Raw genomic sequence first — 18,671 nt, forward strand, 5'->3', positions numbered from 1 at the left:
GGAGCGGAATGAAAGATGAAGAATGACCGGGTGTTAAAGCTGCGGCAGGCGCTGGGCGAGCATAATCTGCGGGCTATGCTGATTACTAGCCCTGTCAATCGTCGATATTTGACAGGCTTCACAGGTTCGGCGGGTTATGTGCTGATTACGGAATCCCATAGCTATTTGCTGACTGACTTTCGCTATATGACACAAGCGACCGAACAAACCGAAGGCTTCACGGTGGTGCAGCACGCTGCACAGGTCATGGAAACGGTGAAAGAATTGCTGTCTTCCCATCAGATCAGCGAAACAGGCTTCGAGCAAGATGCTGTAACTGTTGCGACGCATAAAGCTTATAGCGAAGATTTGTCACCTATTTCACTGGTTCCGGTGTCGGGCATTGTGGAGAAGCTACGGGTGTACAAGGATGCAGAAGAGCTGGAAGTGATGCAGCGGGCAGCGGATTTGGCAGATGCTACATTTGCACACATTTTACCTTACATCAAGCCAGGTGTCAGCGAGCGTGAGCTGGATCTGGAAATGGAATTCTTCATGCGCAAGCAGGGAGCTACATCCTCTTCATTTGACACAATTGTGGCTTCCGGGGTTCGTTCGGCATTGCCTCATGGCGTAGCCAGTGCTAAGTTAGTACAAGCAGGCGAGCTAATTACGTTTGATTTTGGTGCGTTGCTGGATGGCTACTGCTCCGATTTGACACGTACAGTGGCTACACAAGGGGATTTAGCGCCTCAGTTGCGTGAGATCTACGATATTGTACTTAAGGCGCAGCTTCACGCACTCGAACATATTAAGCCGGGCATGACAGGCCGTGAAGCGGATGCACTGACCCGGGATATTATTGCTGGTCATGGCTATGGAGACAATTTCGGTCACAGCACAGGTCATGGTCTGGGTCTGGAAGTACATGAATCTACCCGCCTGTCGAAGGCAAGCGATGATATTCTGGAGCCGGGCATGGTTGTAACGGTCGAGCCAGGTATTTATGTGCCTGGATTGGGCGGTGTACGGATCGAGGATGATATCGTTATTACAGATAGCGGCATCAAGGTATTAACACATTCGAGCAAAGAATTTACAGTCGTTTAATAACGATAACAGTCCTGTAGGAGGGGTATTTTAGTGATTAATGTTAATGATTTTAAAACAGGATTGACCGTCGAGGTAGACGGAGATATTTTTACGGTGCTGGATTTCCAACACGTAAAACCGGGTAAAGGTGCGGCATTCGTGCGCTCCAAGCTTAAAAACCTGCGTAACGGCAACACTGTTGAACGTACATTCCGTGCGGGTGAAACGATCGGCCGCGCGCAAATTGAAAACCGTGGTGTGTCTTACCTCTATGCGAGCGCAGACGAGCATACATTCATGGACAACGAAACCTACGATCAATTCACACTTTCCAGCGATCAACTGAAATGGGAACTTAACTTCCTGCAAGAAAACATGAATGTAAACATCATTAGTTATAATGGTGAAATTCTCGGGATTAACCTGCCTAACAGCGTAGAGCTGAAGGTTATTGACACTGAGCCGGGTATTAAAGGTAACACCGCTACAGGTGCTACTAAAAATGCAAAAGTTGAAACAGGACTGAATGTTCAGGTTCCATTGTTTATCAACCAGGACGATGTATTGCTGATTGATACACGCGATGGTAAATACATTTCCCGCGCATAAATTTTGCAGCTTTTAGATATCCTCTGTCCTTGTTAAGGGCAGGGGATATTTTTATAAACATTAATATTAAAAAACAATGGCTCCGCACAGCACTTTCGTATTATACTGTACTAAAGTTATGCCGCAGGATGTCACGTTCAAGTCGTTTGGTGCCATCTCAAGGTTACATACTGTTGAGTCTGAAGGAGTGAATATCGTTGTCATTGTATGTCATGAAATTCGGAGGCAGTTCCGTCGGTGACACGGAGCGCATGAAACGCGTGGCAAAACGCGTTGTGGAGAAACAGAGTGAAGGGCATCAATGTGTAGTGGTCGTTTCCGCAATGGGAGACACGACAGACGAACTGATTGACCAGGCCAAATTGTTGAATGAGCAGTTGCCTGCACGTGAGTTGGATATGTTGATGACGACAGGTGAGCAAATTTCAATCGCCTTGTTGTCGATGGCTATTCAGCAGTTGGGTCATGAAGCGGTATCGTTTACGGGATGGCAGGCTGGTTTCCGTACTGAATCTGACTTTGGTCGAGCACGGATTACGGATATTCAACCTCAGCGTGTGCTGGATGCACTGAGCAGCAACAAGATCGTTGTTGTAGCTGGTTTCCAGGGGATGTCTGCAGAGGGAGACATTACGACGCTGGGACGTGGTGGATCTGACACGACGGCGGTTGCGCTGGCGGCAGCGATTCAAGCAGATGCCTGTGAAATTTACACGGATGTGGACGGCATATATTCAACAGATCCACGGATCGTGAAGGTTGCTCGTAAGCTAAAAGAAATTTCTTATGATGAAATGCTGGAATTAGCTAATCTGGGTGCCGCTGTATTGCATCCTCGTGCGGTAGAATATGCCAAACATAACCGGGTACCGCTGATTGTGCGGTCCAGTTTTAACCATAATGAAGGAACGGTCGTAAAGGAGGATGCAGTAATGGAACAAGGCGTTGTAGTCAGTGGGATTGCATATGATAAAAATGTAGCAAGAATCAGTATTTTGGGCGTCGCCGATATCCCCGGTGTACTGGCGAAAGTATTTGGAACACTGGCGGCAGCCAAAATTGATGTAGACATTATTGTACAGAGCGGGGTTGAAGCTGGTAAAGCGGATTTCTCCTTTACAGTAGCTCTGACGGATCGTGAAGCAGCACTGAAGACGCTGGAAGGTATTCGTGGAGAGCTTCCGTACCGTGAAGTAACGTCTGAGGAAAACCTGGTGAAGGTATCCATTGTAGGTGCAGGAATGGTTAGCCATCCGGGTGTTGCTGCGCAAATGTTTGCCGTACTGGCAGAGCAAGGCGTTAGCATTAAAATGGTAAGCACATCGGAAATCAAAGTATCGTGTGTAATTGAAGCGGGTAAACTTCATGAGGTTATTCAGGCGTTGCATACAGCTTATAACCTGGACACCGAGGAGCAAGCGTTTGTGGGTGGACCGCAGGATCGTCGTTAATAACTGCAACGTGAGATCTAGACACTGAATATGTCTAATGTGAACGATGCTTATGATAGGTAAAGGTTGATACAGGCCCTCTATTTATAGTTTGATATATCATAGAATACAGCAGTAGGTTAAGAGGTTGTTCCATCAGTGAGAGTTAGACTGAGGGGCAGCCTCTTTTTTTGCTGAATCTATCTTTTCTACCCAAGGGTATCCCTTAGCCGAAAAGGCTTTGAGAGGCCCTTTTTTATTTGTGCGAATTAGAGAATGGTGCGTAAACAAGCGGGAGAAAGGTCTGTTGAGTGTTGATAGGAGTTAGCAAAAGTTTGCCTAGGTTTTCAATATATTTTCGGCATAAAAAGCGAGAGTCAACCATAGACTTGTCTTAAAGAAAAGGACAACTGTGAGGGGGCGGCATCGGTATGGAATGGCTGGAATTATTTCCCGAACCGTTGCACGGTATACTCGGAAGGCTTCCAGAAACGGTATTTAAGCAACTGGAAGAAGTCCGGGTCAGGGAAGGAAGGCCGTTGGAAATTAATGCAAATGGTGATCATCATTTTGTAACGTCTGCTGGTCGGCTGACTTTGAACCATGTGGAAGCCTATAAGCCTGACCGTGAGGATGCCCACCGACTGCTGGATTTTATCAGCAATCATTCCCTGTATACCATGGAAGAGGAGCTTCGTAAAGGGTTTATTACGATCCCTGGCGGTCATCGTATTGGCTTGGCAGGAAGAACCGTGCTCAACCGAGGACGAGTGGAGCATTTGAGGGATATAAGCAGCTTTAATGTAAGAATTGCTCGTGCAATTCCCGGTATAGCTGATCGGATATTGCCTTATGTAGCAGATCGAATGTCCGGGAAAATCCGGCACACCCTCATTTTGTCCCCTCCTCAGCATGGCAAAACGACACTGCTTAGGGACTTGGCTCGGCAACTCAGTTACGGAGGGATGGAAAGCAATGGGGGGCGACGGAATGGACTCAAGGTAGGCATTATAGATGAACGCTCTGAGATCGCTGGTAGTCACAAAGGTATCCCCGGTTTTGATGTCGGGCCTCGCACCGATGTATTGGACGGATGTCCAAAAGCAGAAGGCATGATGATGATGATCCGCTCGATGTCACCGGATGTCCTCATTGTTGATGAAATCGGACGACCGGAAGATGCGGAGGCGGTGCGCGAAGCGCTTCATGCAGGCATTGCAGTCATTGCTTCCGCACATGGTCGCGATGTGGCTGAAATGGCGACCCGGTCTGCGTTTGCTGGATTAACTACAGGACAAGAGCTGTTTCAACTATACGTCATGCTGGAGCGGACGAGCCGGGGCGTCTCATTTCGACTGGCAGATGCCAAGCAGCGCAGGCTTACACTGCCTGGAGAAGGGCAGAATGGGGGCATCTCCTATGCTTAAGCTGCTGGGTGCAGCCTTGGTTATACTGGCCGCTACGCTGGCAGGCTGGCAGCGGGCAAGGCAGTTTGCGATGAGGCCACGGCAAATCAGGGAGTTGATTCTTGCGCTGCAAAGATTGACCACCGAGGTTTCCTACGGGGTGTCTCCGCTACCAGATGCTTTCGCCAAGACAGGAGAGCCCTTGCGAGAGCCGCTGCGCACTTTGTTTCAGCAAGCCTCACGCTGGATGCACCCCTCTTTTGGCCTGACTGCCAGAGAAAGCTTGCATAAAGCCATTGAAGACTCGTGGAGCCGTTCCTCTATGAAGCAAGCCGAGAAGGAAGCGATGCGGCAGCTTGCCTACAGTCTTGGAACCAGCGACCGTGAAGACCAGATCAAGCACATTGCGCTGACCATCCAGCAGTTATCCCATGAGGAAGCGCAGGCGCAGGCAGATCAGGTGAGGTACGAGCGTATGAGCAGGAGCCTGGGACTGCTGATCGGAGCATTGATCGTCATTTTGATCTATTAGCGGGGTGCTCGAATGAATTTAGAAGTGAACGCAATTTTCCAGATTGCCGGAATTGGCATTATTATCGCTATGATTCATACCGTATTAAAGCAAATGGGCAAAGAAGACATGGCCCACTGGGTAACGGTCATTGGTTTCGTCGTGGTCCTGTTCATGGTGGTGCGAATGCTGGATAACCTTCTGCAAGAGATCAAATCTATCTTTCTTTTTCAGTAGGTGGACACATGGAAATCATTCAGGTGGTGGGCTTCGCCCTCATTGCCACAGTCCTCATTTTAGTCATTAAGGAACAGAAGCCAATGTTTGCCTTTTTGATTGCAACAGCTGCTGGAATCGTCATTTTTTTGCTGCTGATTGGCAAGATCGGATCTGTGGTTGCTGTACTGGAGCGACTGGCCCGGTCTTCAGGCATGGATATGATCTATTTTAAAACCGTATTGAAAATAATTGGTATTGCTTATATTGCTGAATTTGGAGCGCAAATCGTTCGGGATGCAGGACAAGACGGGATTGCTTCCAAAATTGAGCTTACCGGAAAGGTACTCATTATGGTGCTCGCAATCCCGATTATCAGCATTATTATTGATACCATTCTGAAGCTGATGCCCGCCTGAGGGGGTGATGCCATGAAAAGGCTAGGGGGCATGCCGAATCTCAAAGTAATTGCAATGTTGTTGCTATGCCTCTGGTGTGCCTCAGCTGCGGTCCTCTTTGCAGATACACCGACAAACGAATGGATCAGACAGCAGGCAGAGCAAATGCCCAAAGATGAAGTAGAACATTATTGGGACGGGCTCATGCAGCAATACGGCGGATTTTTCCCTGATCAGAAAACGCCTTCCTTCATGGACATGCTGCTTCCAGGCGGTGAAGGGTTCAGCATAAAGGGTGTATTGAGCGCTATAGCTGATTTTTTCATCCATGAAATCCGGGTAAATGCCAAGTTGCTCGTCACCATCGTCATGCTCAGCATTATGAGTATGGTGCTGGAAACGCTGCAAAGCGCTTTTGAAAGCAAACAGGTCAGCAAAGTGGCCTACGCTATCGTATACATGGTCATTATCATTCTGGCGATTAATAGCTTTAGTGTAGCGATTGGTTATGCCAAAGAAGCGATTGATAGCATGATTCACTTCATGATGGCAATGTTGCCTTTGTTGTTTACCATGTTAGCCTCGATGGGCAACGTCGTAACAGTTTCGGTGACCCACCCGCTGATTGTATTTATGATCAACACGGTTGGAACAGTCATTCATACGCTGGTTTTCCCGCTGCTGTTCTTCTCGGCTGTGCTGTACTTGGTCAACTCGCTGACGGGCAAATACAAGCTGACCCAGCTAGCCGATCTGTTGCGGAACGCTGGAGTAGCAGTGCTGGGAGTGTTGCTGACCATATTTCTAGGAGTCATTTCGGTACAAGGCTTGACATCGTCAGTTACTGACGGATTAACGATCCGCACAGCCAAATATATTACAGGTAGCTTTGTTCCGGTGGTCGGCAAGGCGTTGGCAGATGCGACAGATACAGTCATTTCGGCTTCGCTGCTCGTTAAAAATGCCATTGGTCTGGTAGGAGTCATTATTATTTTGTTCCTATGCGCATTTCCTGCTCTCAAGATTCTGACACTGGCTCTCATTTATAAAGTGACAGCAGCGATCATGCAGCCTTTGGGTGATACGCCTATCGTGGAATGTCTGGATGCGATCGGCAAGAGCATGATTTATGTTTTCGCGGCACTGGCGGCAGTGGGATTAATGTCCTTCCTTGCGATTACAATCATGCTCGCAGCAGGCAATATGACGGTCATGATGAGGTGAACCATTGCACGTAAACCAACAAGGGGGAGGGGAGTGACGTGACCTGGCTGGGAGGTTGGCTTAAGGAACTGGTGCTAATCGTGTTGCTGGCTTCTTTTGTCGATATGATCTTACCGAGCCGATCTATGGAAAGGTATGTCAAACTCGTTCTCAGCCTGCTTATTCTGCTGACGTTGCTGTCTCCGGTCGTGCGCTTACTGAGCAGCAGCCCCTCCGAGGTTTTAGGGCGAGCATTGGATCTTCAACGTCAGGCTGAGACAGGCAAGAGGGAACCGACATTGGAAGAGATTTTGGCAAAAGGCAGCCAGTTAAAGCAACAGCAAGAGAAAAGCTCCATGCAATGGGCTGGCAAAGAGGTAGCTAAGGAAATGAAAGGACAATTGGAACAGTATACTGGGTTAGCAATTCAGTCGGTCCAGGTTACCCTTGCAAAGATTCAACAGAAGGAATCGGGGCTGGAGGCAGGAACGGGTGTCCAGTCGGTAGTGGTCAAATTGGCGGAGCAGCAGCAAGAAAAAGAAAAGAAAAACACAGACGTCTCGCCTGGTGCAGATGCCAAGCCGATTATGGTGGAGCCTGTGGCCGAAAAGACAGTGAATATTCTTGTGGAGCCGACACATACAAAAACTTCAGATTTTAATGAAGGAACACGAGAAGATGATCGTAATCCTGATATAACTGCTGAGGACGGAAAGCCAACGGATACGAAAGCTTTTGGCTTAATTACAGGACTTCTACGTGAAAAATGGGGGATAGACAGCAAAAATGTTCAGGTGGTTTCTTCGCAGGATAGAACACATGAATGGTAACAGGAGGTGAGCAGAAATGAGCAAATGGCTGAAAAAGCTGGAGCAATTGCTGGGTGGAGGGGCGGATGGGGCGAAAAGATTCAACTCATTTCGTTGGCTGCTTATTCTTGGCCTTATTGGTGTAGCGATCATGCTTTTTAATTCATTCGTTAATGTGAAAAAGGTCGATCCAGAAAACGTAGGGCGTGAGCCGCCTGGTGTGATGAAAAATGAGCCTACGTTAGAGACATCAACAGGTGAAGAAAGTTCCTTTGCCGGGATCGAGAAGGTTTTTGAGGACAATATGAAACAGATGCTGGAGCAGATTGTTGGCGTAGGAACCGTCGATGTCATGGTTACGGTAGATTCCACCGAAGAAGTTATCGTTCAACGCAATGTAAAAGATATGCAGGAAGAAAACAACGAAACAGACGCCAATGGTGGACAACGGCACACTACTCAATATACACGTGATGGCGAGATTGTCACCTATGAGTCATCAGGTGGTCAGCATACCCCGATTGTGACAAAAAAAGTAAAACCGCAGGTGAGGGGAGTGCTTGTTGTGGCTATGGGGGCAGAAAACCCTACAGTGAAGCAGCTAATTGTCGATGCTGTACAGAAGGGACTAAATGTACCTTCCTACAAAATTTCAGTCGTACCGCGCAAACAGGGATAATTTAGAATTTATGAACAAAGAAGTTTATATTTTAAACCATTAATGAATATGGAGGACGGAACATGAATAATAAAAGACAAACCGTTTGGCTGGTGTCCATGCTGAGTTTAATGGTCGTGCTGTCTGCGTATTATTTGTTTACGGAGGACTCGAGCCCTGCAAATCCACCAGTAGCCGATAGTGAGCAAGTGAGCAAGGTTAAGCAGGATGCCGCACAGGAAGCAACGACGAAGGCAGAGGAACAATTGAACGAACTGAAGGTAAATGAAGTAGTGACGAATGGAGAAGTAACTGATGGAGCATCAGCAACTTCCACAAAATCGGATACGGCTTCCACAACTGACCCAGCAACGGAAAACTCAAAAGGCGATAAAGATACGGCAGCTGCCCCTACTACTGAACCGGCGACATCCGATCAAAACACAACTGCGACGAAGACGGACGCGACAGCACAAAGTGACGACAAAGCAGCCTCTGCAGCCAAAACCGATCAGCAGGTACTGGATAAAGTGGCAACCGATCAAGCTGCCCAACCTACAGCAGCAGCTGTGATTGACAACTATTTGCTGGAACGGGATGTGGAAAATCAGAAGAAAAATGATGAACTGACTACCGCAATGAATGACAGCACACCAAAGAAAGCTGCGGAGGCTCAAAAGGAATTACATGTACTTGAAGATAAGCAGGCTAAAATTACTGGAATTGAAGAAGAGCTTCAGCAGCAGTTCGCCAATGCGGTCGTCCGTGAGGAAGATGCTGATAAATACAAAGTGGTAGTTCTGAGTGAAAAATTGGATGCTAAGCAAGCGGTAACAATTGTCGATAAAGTCATGAAGGAACTGAATGTAACGCAGGATAAGATCAGTGTCCAATATGTTACACAATAAGACAAAAAACGCGAAAAAGCCCGGATTTCTGCATTATTCCGGGCTCTTTCTATTTTTAATGATTGTGATATAATACATAAAGCTGTTTCAACAATGTTATCAGCAACCGGCAAAATGCTGAAGGAGTGATTAATAAAGATGTTTAAATTAAGCGAGATTAAGGAATTGATCAAGCTGGTGGATGAAACGTCTGTGCATGAGCTTGAAATTGAAAATGAAGGAACTCGCCTGTTGATCCGGAAACCGGGCAAAAGCGAGATCGTTACGGTACAGGCTCCTGTGGCAACACCTGCTTATGCAGTGGCACCACAAGCTGTTATTCCAAATCCACAAGTACAGTCCGATGTTGGATTTGCAACTGCTGGGGAATCGAGGGAATATGCAAGCAATCTACATAAAATCGTATCTCCGATGGTAGGCACTTTCTATAGTTCTTCATCTCCGGATACGGCTCCGTATGTGAGTATCGGCAGCAAAGTGGGCGAAAAAACAACGGTATGTATCATTGAAGCGATGAAGCTGATGAACGAGCTGGAAGCTGAAGTGAAGGGCGAAATTGTGGAAATTTTGGCCGAAAACGGACAGTTGGTCGAGTATGGCCAGCCATTGTTCCTTGTGAAACCGGAGTAAAAAGCTTGTTTGAACCCTCTTTCGAGGGTTCGGCAAGACTGCTCCCAGGGAGGATAAAGTCATGACATTTCAAAAAGTATTGATTGCGAATCGTGGAGAAATTGCGGTTCGTATCATTCGCGCTTGCCGCGAAATGAATATTTCGACAGTTGCCGTATATTCGGAAGCTGACAAGGATTCGTTACATGTGCGTCTCGCAGATGAGGCTTACTGTATCGGACCGACGCTGTCTAAGGACAGCTACCTTAATTTTACGAATCTGATGAGCGTTGCTACATTGACTGAATGTGATGCCATTCATCCAGGTTACGGATTTTTGGCGGAAAACGCAGACTTCGCTGAAATTTGCGAATCGTGTAATATTACGTTTATTGGTCCTTCTCCTGAAGCCATTAACAAAATGGGAGATAAGGCGGTAGCCAAGCAGACCATGAAGGATGCCGGAGTTCCGGTTATTCCGGGTTCAGACGGGCTGGTTGAGGATTTGCAGGATGCAATCAGCATCGCACGTGATATCGGATATCCGGTAATTATCAAGGCCACAGCAGGTGGCGGAGGTAAAGGTATTCGTATCGCCGAAGATGAGGATAACCTCATTCAGCAAATCACTACTGCTCAGCAGGAGGCGCAAAAAGCATTTGGCAATGCGGGTGTGTACCTGGAAAAATACTTGACCGGTATGAAACATGTGGAAATACAGATCATAGCGGACAAGCATGGTAATGTTGCCCATTTGGGCGAACGGGACTGCTCTGTGCAGCGTCGTCGTCAGAAGTTATTGGAGGAAGCACCATGTCCTGTACTATCGCAGGATGTTCGTGAAGAAATGGGTCAGGCAGCTGTTCGTGCAGCTTTGGCCGTTCAATACTCTGGTGCAGGTACTCTCGAATTTTTGCTTGGCCCGGACAATAATTTCTATTTCATGGAAATGAATACACGTATTCAGGTAGAACATCCAGTAACAGAAATGATTACCGGTGTAGACCTGATTAAGGAAATGATTTCTGTCGCTGAAGGACATCCGCTTTCCTTTACGCAGGAAGAAGTCACCATCAATGGTTGGGCGATAGAGTGCCGTATTAACGCTGAGGATCCGGATCGTAATTTTATGCCTGCACCGGGTAAAATCGGATTTTATCTGCCTCCAGGAGGTCCTGGAGTACGGGTAGACAGCGCAGCATATCCAGGTTATAGCATTCCTCCTTATTATGACTCTATGATCGCCAAGCTGATTGTGTGGGCACCTACACGGCAAGATGCAATTGCCAAAATGAAGCGGGCTTTGTCTGAGTTTGCTATTGAGGGCATACCCACAACGATTTCTTTTCATCAGCGCTTGCTAGAGCATCCGACCTTTATTAAAGGCGATTTTGATATTAAATTTTTGGAGGAAAACGAAGTTTAATCGGTATATTTCCTCAGTTTGTCATAATGAACGCCAAATGATATAGTATGGATAATAAGTGAGCATGTCTGCTTTGAAATCCAAAGCTGGAATGAAACTTATTTTGACCGAAAGGTGTTGAAGGTATGAGCACAGTGCCAACCGAATTCGAACGTACAGAAATTGGGGAGATTCAAATTGCCCCAGAAGTTATTGAAGTCATTGCCGGACTGGCTACCGTTGAGGTACCGGGCGTTGCGGGAATGAGTGGCGGATTTGCTGGTGGGTTTGCCGAATTGCTAGGCCGCAAAAATTTATCTAAAGGTGTAAAAGTGGAAGTCGGACAGCGTGAAGCTGCTGTAGACGTCTCCGTCATTATTGAGTACGGTAACCGTCTGCCTGAGGTGGCTGCTGCTATTCAGCATAATGTTAAGCGTTCGATTGAGAACATGACAGGTCTTAACGTTGTTGAAGTGAACGTGCAAATTCATGATGTTCAATTCAAAAATGCCGAAAAAGTAGAAGAGCCGGAAGTGCTGGGCGCCGGACGGGTTAAATAGAGCGATACTTTGTACAAACCCCCGACCCTTATGGGTCGAGGGTTTACTCTAATTTAAGGAGGCTGTGCGTTTCGTGGCTAAAGTTATGGACAGACTTCTGCTGTTCTTGTACAGCTTAAGTATCGGAATTATTTCCATTCTCGCCATCCTCCTCCTGAGCGGGGCCATTCCGTATGTTTTAAGTATTGAGGATGAGCGAGTGGTGTGGTTTACCAGCCTGATTATTGCAGGGGTTCTGTTGTTATTGAGTCTTCGTTTTTTTTATATCTCTATTCGACGGAACCAAACCGTACAGCATTCTATTGATCAACGAACGGAATATGGTGACATTCAGATTTCAGTGGACACCATTGAAAATCTGTGCCTCAAAGCAGCTTCCCGATTTCGCGGGATGCAGGATTTGAAAGCACGCGTTCGCGTGTTGGAATCGGGACTTGATATTACGATTCGGGCGGTTGTAGACGGGGAAAGCTCCATTCCGGTGTTAACCTCTGACGTACAAAAGGGGGTACACGATCATGTGGAAGAAATTACAGGAATTCCTGTGTCCAATGTGTCGGTGTACATCGCTAATGTTTCTCAGTCACCCAGCTTTAAGAGTCGTGTGGAATAGAGGTGATTTTCCCTGATGCCCTGGAAAGAAATATGGGGAAGTTACAAGGGCCGGATCATGGGGATCACGGCTGGTATTTTTTTCGGTTTTATTTATTTGTGGGCAGGCTTTTGGAATATGTTGTTCTTTGCATTGATGGTGTTCATCGGATATACGCTAGGAAGACGTAGCGATTCAGCGCTTGGTTCATTCCTCCCTTGGAAGGAATGGGGCGATTGGTTGTCGCAACGTTGGCGTCCTTTTAAATGAACCCTGTGATACGTGTTCTCCAAAATAGAGCTGTAGCTTCTTTGCGCCCAACGTTTTGGAGGATGCGTTCACAGGTTTTTTTGTGGAAATTGGTTAGAATGAAAAATAGATATAGGCAAGCGTAGGAGGCAGGGCATGAAAAGACGTCTGGCGAGGGAATTAGCGGTACAGAGTATGTACCATATGGAAATGAATGAAGTGGATGCGGCAGCAGCCGTAGACATGTTGCTTCAGGAAGCCGCTGAGGAAAACGAAGCGGAAGTTGTCGTTAAAAACGCGGCAGTGTTAAGAGCTTATGTTTTGGAGCATGTGCGGGGTACGTGGGAGCACAAGGAAGCTATTGATGGGCTGTTGGTGGATTATCTTAAAGGCTGGCAGATCAGCAGACTTTCACGTGTAGATCGTCAAATTTTGAGACTTGCGGCATATGAGATGATTTTCCGTGAGGATGTTCCAGCTAAGGTAGCTGTTAATGAAGCGATTGAGTTGTCGAAGCACTTTGGTACCGAGGAATCCGGTAAATTTGTTAATGGTGTACTGGGACGAGTGATTCAAGAACTGGATCAATTGAAAGCACGTTTTTAAGTAGAGACTACTGAATCAGGTTGGAGAGTGGTTAAACATGTCAGCACCGATCATTGATGGTAAACAAATCTCTCAGGATATTCGCGCAAACATTCAGCAAGAGGTCATTCGTCTGAAAGAGCACAGCTTTCAACCCGGACTGGCTGTTGTATTGGTTGGCGAAGATCCCGCTTCGCAAGTGTATGTTAAAAACAAGGAAAAGGCGTGCCATGATCTCGGCTATTACTCAGAGGTTCACCGGTTGGCAGCAGATACTTCGCAGGAAGCATTACTGGAACTAGTGGACAAGCTGAACCATCAAAGTACTATCCATGGGATTTTGGTTCAACTGCCGTTGCCAAAGCATATTCATGAAAAAGCTGTCATTGACGCGATTGCAGTGGAGAAGGATGTGGATGGATTCCACCCGGTGAACGTAGGGAATTTGGTCATCGGTGACGATAGTCTATTGCCTTGTACTCCTGCTGGAGTTATTGAGTTAATCAAGCGTGCTGGAGTGGAGATAGCTGGTAAACATGCGGTAGTTATTGGTCGCAGTAATATCGTAGGCAAGCCAGTGTCTTTATTGTTGCAGCGTGAAAATGCTACGGTTACGATGTGCCACTCCCGTACAGCGAATATCGCGGAACTAAGTCAACAAGCGGATATCTTAGTCGTTGCGATCGGCAAAGCCAACTTTATTGATGCTTCGTTCGTGAAGCCCGGAGCGGTAGTAATAGATGTGGGGATGAACCGTCTGGACAACGGAAAGTTGGCGGGGGACGTTGATTTTGAGAGCGTGAAGCAAGTGTCTGGTCCGATTACGCCTGTTCCCGGCGGAGTAGGCCCGATGACAATTACGATGCTGATGCAAAATACGCTTGTAGCGGCCAAGCGGTCGCACGGTTTGGCATAAGGGCAGCTGCCTGTGGCTGAACAACGTATTTACTCTATAAAGGACCTGAATCGTTATATCCGGATGAAACTGGAATCGGATCAGGTGCTGTCTGATGTATGGATACGCGGGGAAATTTCTAATTTTACGCATCATTCGAGTGGTCACATGTACTTTACGCTCAAGGATGAGGGGAGCCGCATACGTTCGATTATGTTTGCAACCCATAATCAGCGGCTCCCTTTCGTACCGAAAGAAGGTACGCGTGTTATTGCCCGGGGAAACGTATCCGTGTACGAACGAGATGGACAATATCAGTTTTATGCAACTCAAATGCAGCCTGACGGCATAGGAAGTCTTTATCTGGCTTACGAACAGCTCAAGCAAAAGCTGGATGCAGAAGGACTGTTTGATACTGCTCGTAAGCGTAATCTCCCTGCCCATCCGGCAACCATAGGCGTGATTACGTCACCGACCGGAGCGGCTGTGCGTGATATTATTACGACACTTCAACGGCGATACCCGCAGGCTGGAATTGTGTTGTATCCTGTGCTTGTACAAGGAAAAGGTGCCGCACCCTCGATAATCAAGGCAATTGAAACTATGAATCGTATGCAAGAGGTTCAGGTGATGATCGTCGGACGGGGAGGTGGCTCGTTGGAAGAACTGTGGGCGTTTAATGAGGAAGCGGTTGCGCGCGCCATTTACGCATCGGTCATTCCGGTTATTTCGGCAGTTGGACACGAAACGGATTTTACCATTGCCGATTTTGTGGCTGACTTGCGTGCGGCAACGCCAACCGCAGCAGCCGAGTTGGCTGTGCCTAATCAGGCAGAGCTACGGGATCAGCTACTCCAGCGTGAGCAACGGTTGCGCAACGCCCTCCGGCAGCGGCTGGAAACCAGCCGTGAACGCTTGGCGAGGCTTCAGCGTTCACCGGTCCTGCTGCATCCACGCCGCTATATGTTACAGCATGCAGAGCGAATGGACATGTTGCATCAGCGGCTAATCCGCGCAGCGGGTAACCGTTCGCGTTTGAACGCAGAAAAGAACGCACGTATGCGTCAGGTACTAGAGCGGTTTAATCCGCGTGAACAAATTCGTTCGGCACGCAAGCAGACGGATATGGCGCAACGTCAGCTGGAGTCTGCGATGCGTGCTATTACGAAAACGGGACGGCAGCAGTTGCACACGGGAATTCGTCAGCTGGATGCGCTGAGCCCACTCAAAGTCATGGCCCGAGGCTATAGCTTGGTATACGATGAGCAGGAGAAACGGCTGATTAAGTCGCTCAAAGACGTACAGCCGGGAGATTCCATCAAGATTAAAGTAAGTGATGGGCAGTTGGACTGCCAAGTATGGGGAATGAAGGAGGACGCGAAGCACGGTGGCGAATGAAACGGAATTGAATTTTGAAGCGGCTATGGCCGCTCTTGAAGAAATTGTCGGACAACTGGAGCATGGAGACGTTCCTCTGGAGCAAGCCATTGATTTGTTCCAGCGGGGGATGAAGCTGTCTCAGCTTTGTAGTCAGAAGCTGGAGCAGGTTGAACGTAAAATTGAAATGATCGTGGAAGAGGATGGAGATTTGCGCAAGAAGCCTTTTGGCGGTGGATTGGATGAAAACGGCGGTGAAGGGCTTGAATAGACCGTCGTTCAAGGAATATTTGACCGGGACGACGGATGCAGTTTCATCCGCACTGATCGATCAGTTCCCGGCCGATTGGAACATTCCCGCTGTTCTTCGAGAATCCATGAATTACTCACTCACCGCAGGCGGAAAACGGCTGCGGCCTCTACTTGTGATCGCTGCTGCTGAAGCATTCGGTGGAAGCAGGGAAGCTGCGCTGCCAGTGGCATGTGCGGTAGAAATGGTACATACGTACTCCCTCATTCATGACGACTTGCCAGCCATGGATGATGATGATTATCGGCGAGGTAAGCTGACGAATCATAAGGTATACGGCGAGGCGGTTGCCGTCCTTGCGGGTGATGCTTTGTTGACCCATGCCTTTTACAGTATTGTGCAAGCAGGACGGCGTCACGGTGTTTCATCCGATGCGCTATTGTCCATTGTTGAGGATTTGTCCGAAATGAGTGGCGCGCGGGGCATGGTAGGCGGACAGGTCGCCGATATGTCAGGCGAGCAAGGAATGACGGGGATCGAGGAACTGGAATATATCCATCTTCATAAAACTGCTGATTTGATTATTTTCTCGCTCTTGGCAGGTGGACGGATTGGCGGGGCGGACAAGAGTCAATTAGAGGCGCTTAGCAACTTTGGACGAGACTTGGGGCTGGCTTTTCAGATACAGGACGATATACTGGACCTCATAGGCGATGAGAGCAAAATGGGTAAGAAAACGCAAAGTGATGTTGAACAGGAGAAGGTTACCTATCCGTATTTTATTGGTATGGACGCATCTTTGCAGCAGGTGGAGGAACTCACCGCATCTGCTAAAAAAGTGATAACAGAGAGCGGTATTCCCGATTCTTCTCGTTTGTTGGAGATAGCTGATTACCTGATGAAGCGTGATCATTAGTTGCGTTAGAGCTGTTTTGACTTGTCTGCGTTTAAGCACAGTCAAAAAGTGTGATATAATACTTGTTAACTTTACACACAAACTTGAAGGAAAGCGGGGAGATATGCGTGCTGCTTCCACACATAAAGCAACCAGGCGATCTGAAATCACTGTCGGTTGAGGAGTTGGCTTCTCTAGCCGAGGAAATCAGGAGCTTTTTGATTGAGAAGCTGTCCGTGACTGGGGGGCATCTGGCATCGAATCTGGGAGTGGTTGAGCTCACGATCGCCCTGCATTATTGCTATAACAGTCCGAAGGACAAGATGATTTATGACGTTGGGCACCAAGCCTACGTACACAAAATATTGACAGGGCGAATGGACCGTTTTGATACACTTCGTCAGCGTGATGGACTTTGTGGTTTTGTAAAAAGAAGTGAGAGTGAGCATGATGTTTGGGAAGCCGGTCATAGCAGCACTTCTCTGTCGGCCGCAATGGGAATGGCTTTGGCTCGAGATTTGAAGGGCGAGGACAATAAAGTCATTGCAATGATCGGAGACGGCGCGTTGACTGGGGGAATGGCCTTCGAAGCGTTGAATCATATCGGACATGAGCGCAAAAATTTAATGGTCATTCTGAATGACAACGAAATGTCCATAGCGCCTAATGTAGGGGCCATGCATAATTATTTGAGTAAAATCCGCTCGGACCGCCATTATTTACGAGCAAAAGATGAGCTGGAAGTTTTGCTGAAAAAAATACCCGCGATCGGCGGTAAACTTGCCAAATCGGCTGGCCGTGTCAAGGACAGTCTTAAATATATGATGGTGCCTGGTGTACTGTTTGAGGAGCTGGGACTTACGTATCTCGGTCCAGTGGACGGACATGATTTGCCGAAGCTAATCGAAACCTTCCAGCAGGCTGATAATGTCACTGGCCCTGTATTGGTGCATGTTGTAACCACCAAGGGCAAGGGCTATAAACCTGCAGAGGCAGATTCACACAAATGGCACGGAATCAGCCCTTACAAGATTGAATCGGGTCAGGTACTCAAAGCTGTAGGTAATCCGATGTATACGGAAATTTTCGGCCGAACGCTGATTGAGCTGGCTGAGCAGGATGAGCGCATCGTTGCAGTCACGCCTGCTATGCCTGGTGGATCAGGACTGGTACCGTTTAGTAAAGAGTTTCCTAGCCGTATGATTGACGTCGGCATTGCTGAACAGCATGCAGCTACCATGTGTGCTGCGTTGGCAATGGAAGGGCTGAAGCCGGTGTTTGCGGTGTATTCGACTTTTATGCAGCGTGCTTATGACCAGATTGTGCATGATATTTGTCGTCATAATGCGAACGTAATGTTCGCGATTGACCGTGCAGGTTTTGTTGGGGCTGACGGAGAAACTCATCATGGCGTGTTTGATGTGGCATTCTTACGTCATATCCCGAATCTTGTGCTTATGATGCCAAAGGATGAGAACGAGCTACGCCATATGATGAAAACAGCGCTCGACTATGATGACGGTCCAATTGCTTATCGTTACCCACGTGTTAATGTGGTTGGCGTGCCGTTGGATAAAGAATTAAAGGCGATTACCATCGGCAGTTGGGAGCTCCTGCGTAAGGGTGAGGGCTTTGCTGTAATTGCATCAGGACCGATGCTCCAGGTGGCGACAGAGGCTGCGGAGGCGATGAAACGTGAAGGGTTGCAAGTGGGCGTCGTGAATGCCCGTTTCCTGAAACCTTTGGACGAGGATATGTTGCGTGAGCTGGCTCGTCAGCATACGAAGCTGATCGTATTGGAAGAAGCTTCTGAAGCAGGAAGCTTGGGCAGCGCTGTACTGGAATTTTACGCCAAAGCCGAAATCCAAGAGGCGCAGGTGCGCTTAATGGGGATTCCCGATCTCTTTGTGGAGCATGGCTCTATCAAAGAGCAGCGTGCTGAAGTAGGTCTTACCATTGAAGATGTATGCTTAAAGCTGCGTAAATGGGCTGCTGAACCAGCATATGGCATGGGACAATCCGTATAGGGTAACTT

The 18,671-nt window shown here is 47.8% G+C and carries 22 protein-coding genes; all 22 read left to right on the plus strand.

Annotated elements, in window-relative coordinates:
- Positions 1-15: 15 nt before the first annotated feature.
- Positions 16-1,089: a M24 family metallopeptidase gene (locus tag ACQW03_RS21820; RefSeq protein ID WP_441951709.1), complete on the plus strand. Its 1,074-nt coding sequence runs from the start codon at positions 16-18 to the stop codon at positions 1,087-1,089.
- Between the two features lie 33 nt (positions 1,090-1,122).
- The gene (gene efp / locus ACQW03_RS21825; RefSeq protein WP_023989259.1) at positions 1,123-1,680 is read left to right on the plus strand and encodes an elongation factor P; all 558 of its coding nucleotides are present in this window, start codon (positions 1,123-1,125) and stop codon (positions 1,678-1,680) included.
- Between the two features lie 197 nt (positions 1,681-1,877).
- On the plus strand, positions 1,878-3,131 hold the full coding sequence (locus ACQW03_RS21830; RefSeq protein WP_028540593.1) for an aspartate kinase: 1,254 nt from the start codon (positions 1,878-1,880) through the stop codon (positions 3,129-3,131).
- A 410-nt stretch (positions 3,132-3,541) separates the two neighbouring features.
- Positions 3,542-4,537 (plus strand): stage III sporulation protein AA, encoded by a 996-nt coding sequence (gene spoIIIAA, locus ACQW03_RS21835; RefSeq protein ID WP_071641498.1) that lies wholly within the window; start codon positions 3,542-3,544, stop codon positions 4,535-4,537.
- Positions 4,530-5,048, plus strand: coding sequence for a stage III sporulation protein SpoIIIAB (gene spoIIIAB / locus ACQW03_RS21840; protein WP_029517252.1), 519 nt, complete (start codon positions 4,530-4,532; stop codon positions 5,046-5,048). Before spoIIIAA ends, spoIIIAB begins: the two co-directional genes overlap by 8 nt.
- 12 nt (positions 5,049-5,060) lie before the next feature.
- Positions 5,061-5,264, plus strand: coding sequence for a stage III sporulation protein AC (gene spoIIIAC, locus ACQW03_RS21845; protein WP_010345636.1), 204 nt, complete (start codon positions 5,061-5,063; stop codon positions 5,262-5,264).
- 8 nt (positions 5,265-5,272) lie between these two features.
- Positions 5,273-5,662: a stage III sporulation protein AD gene (gene spoIIIAD / locus ACQW03_RS21850; protein ID WP_013310826.1), complete on the plus strand. Its 390-nt coding sequence runs from the start codon at positions 5,273-5,275 to the stop codon at positions 5,660-5,662.
- 12 nt (positions 5,663-5,674) lie between these two features.
- Positions 5,675-6,865 (plus strand): stage III sporulation protein AE, encoded by a 1,191-nt coding sequence (gene spoIIIAE / locus ACQW03_RS21855; RefSeq protein WP_023989255.1) that lies wholly within the window; start codon positions 5,675-5,677, stop codon positions 6,863-6,865.
- 38 nt (positions 6,866-6,903) lie between these two features.
- On the plus strand, positions 6,904-7,674 hold the full coding sequence (gene spoIIIAF, locus ACQW03_RS21860) for a stage III sporulation protein AF (RefSeq protein WP_076292998.1): 771 nt from the start codon (positions 6,904-6,906) through the stop codon (positions 7,672-7,674).
- 16 nt (positions 7,675-7,690) lie between these two features.
- Complete coding sequence (gene spoIIIAG / locus ACQW03_RS21865) at positions 7,691-8,332, plus strand: stage III sporulation protein AG (protein ID WP_071641494.1); 642 nt, start codon at positions 7,691-7,693, stop codon at positions 8,330-8,332.
- A 62-nt stretch (positions 8,333-8,394) separates the two neighbouring features.
- Positions 8,395-9,219, plus strand: coding sequence for a SpoIIIAH-like family protein (locus ACQW03_RS21870; RefSeq protein ID WP_071641492.1), 825 nt, complete (start codon positions 8,395-8,397; stop codon positions 9,217-9,219).
- Positions 9,220-9,357: 138 nt separating this feature from the next.
- The gene (gene accB, locus ACQW03_RS21875) at positions 9,358-9,849 is read left to right on the plus strand and encodes an acetyl-CoA carboxylase biotin carboxyl carrier protein (protein ID WP_071641490.1); all 492 of its coding nucleotides are present in this window, start codon (positions 9,358-9,360) and stop codon (positions 9,847-9,849) included.
- Positions 9,850-9,910: 61 nt separating this feature from the next.
- Positions 9,911-11,254: an acetyl-CoA carboxylase biotin carboxylase subunit gene (accC, locus tag ACQW03_RS21880; RefSeq protein WP_023989250.1), complete on the plus strand. Its 1,344-nt coding sequence runs from the start codon at positions 9,911-9,913 to the stop codon at positions 11,252-11,254.
- Between the two features lie 125 nt (positions 11,255-11,379).
- Entirely contained in the window at positions 11,380-11,793 is a 414-nt protein-coding gene (locus ACQW03_RS21885; RefSeq protein ID WP_013310820.1) for an Asp23/Gls24 family envelope stress response protein, read from the plus strand.
- Between the two features lie 73 nt (positions 11,794-11,866).
- Positions 11,867-12,406: an alkaline shock response membrane anchor protein AmaP gene (gene amaP, locus ACQW03_RS21890; protein WP_071641488.1), complete on the plus strand. Its 540-nt coding sequence runs from the start codon at positions 11,867-11,869 to the stop codon at positions 12,404-12,406.
- Positions 12,407-12,421: 15 nt separating this feature from the next.
- A complete protein-coding gene (locus ACQW03_RS21895) occupies positions 12,422-12,655 on the plus strand; it encodes a DUF2273 domain-containing protein (protein WP_023989248.1) in 234 nt (77 codons plus the stop codon).
- Positions 12,656-12,790: 135 nt separating this feature from the next.
- Positions 12,791-13,240, plus strand: a complete 450-nt coding sequence (gene nusB, locus ACQW03_RS21900; RefSeq protein WP_441951717.1) for a transcription antitermination factor NusB — start codon at positions 12,791-12,793, stop codon at positions 13,238-13,240.
- A gap of 37 nt (positions 13,241-13,277) precedes the next feature.
- The gene (gene folD / locus ACQW03_RS21905) at positions 13,278-14,135 is read left to right on the plus strand and encodes a bifunctional methylenetetrahydrofolate dehydrogenase/methenyltetrahydrofolate cyclohydrolase FolD (RefSeq protein ID WP_071641486.1); all 858 of its coding nucleotides are present in this window, start codon (positions 13,278-13,280) and stop codon (positions 14,133-14,135) included.
- 12 nt (positions 14,136-14,147) lie between these two features.
- The gene (gene xseA / locus ACQW03_RS21910; RefSeq protein ID WP_441951720.1) at positions 14,148-15,512 is read left to right on the plus strand and encodes an exodeoxyribonuclease VII large subunit; all 1,365 of its coding nucleotides are present in this window, start codon (positions 14,148-14,150) and stop codon (positions 15,510-15,512) included.
- Entirely contained in the window at positions 15,502-15,762 is a 261-nt protein-coding gene (gene xseB, locus ACQW03_RS21915; RefSeq protein WP_013310814.1) for an exodeoxyribonuclease VII small subunit, read from the plus strand. Before xseA ends, xseB begins: the two co-directional genes overlap by 11 nt.
- Positions 15,734-16,657, plus strand: a complete 924-nt coding sequence (locus ACQW03_RS21920) for a polyprenyl synthetase family protein (protein ID WP_441952458.1) — start codon at positions 15,734-15,736, stop codon at positions 16,655-16,657. Before xseB ends, ACQW03_RS21920 begins: the two co-directional genes overlap by 29 nt.
- Positions 16,658-16,764: 107 nt before the next feature.
- Positions 16,765-18,663, plus strand: coding sequence for a 1-deoxy-D-xylulose-5-phosphate synthase (dxs, locus tag ACQW03_RS21925; RefSeq protein WP_104496836.1), 1,899 nt, complete (start codon positions 16,765-16,767; stop codon positions 18,661-18,663).
- The last annotated feature ends 8 nt before the right edge of the window (positions 18,664-18,671 follow it).

It is taken from the genome of Paenibacillus sp. DRB1-1 (assembly GCF_052119485.1).
GTDB classification, from domain to species: Bacteria; Bacillota; Bacilli; order Paenibacillales; family Paenibacillaceae; genus Paenibacillus; species Paenibacillus polymyxa_B.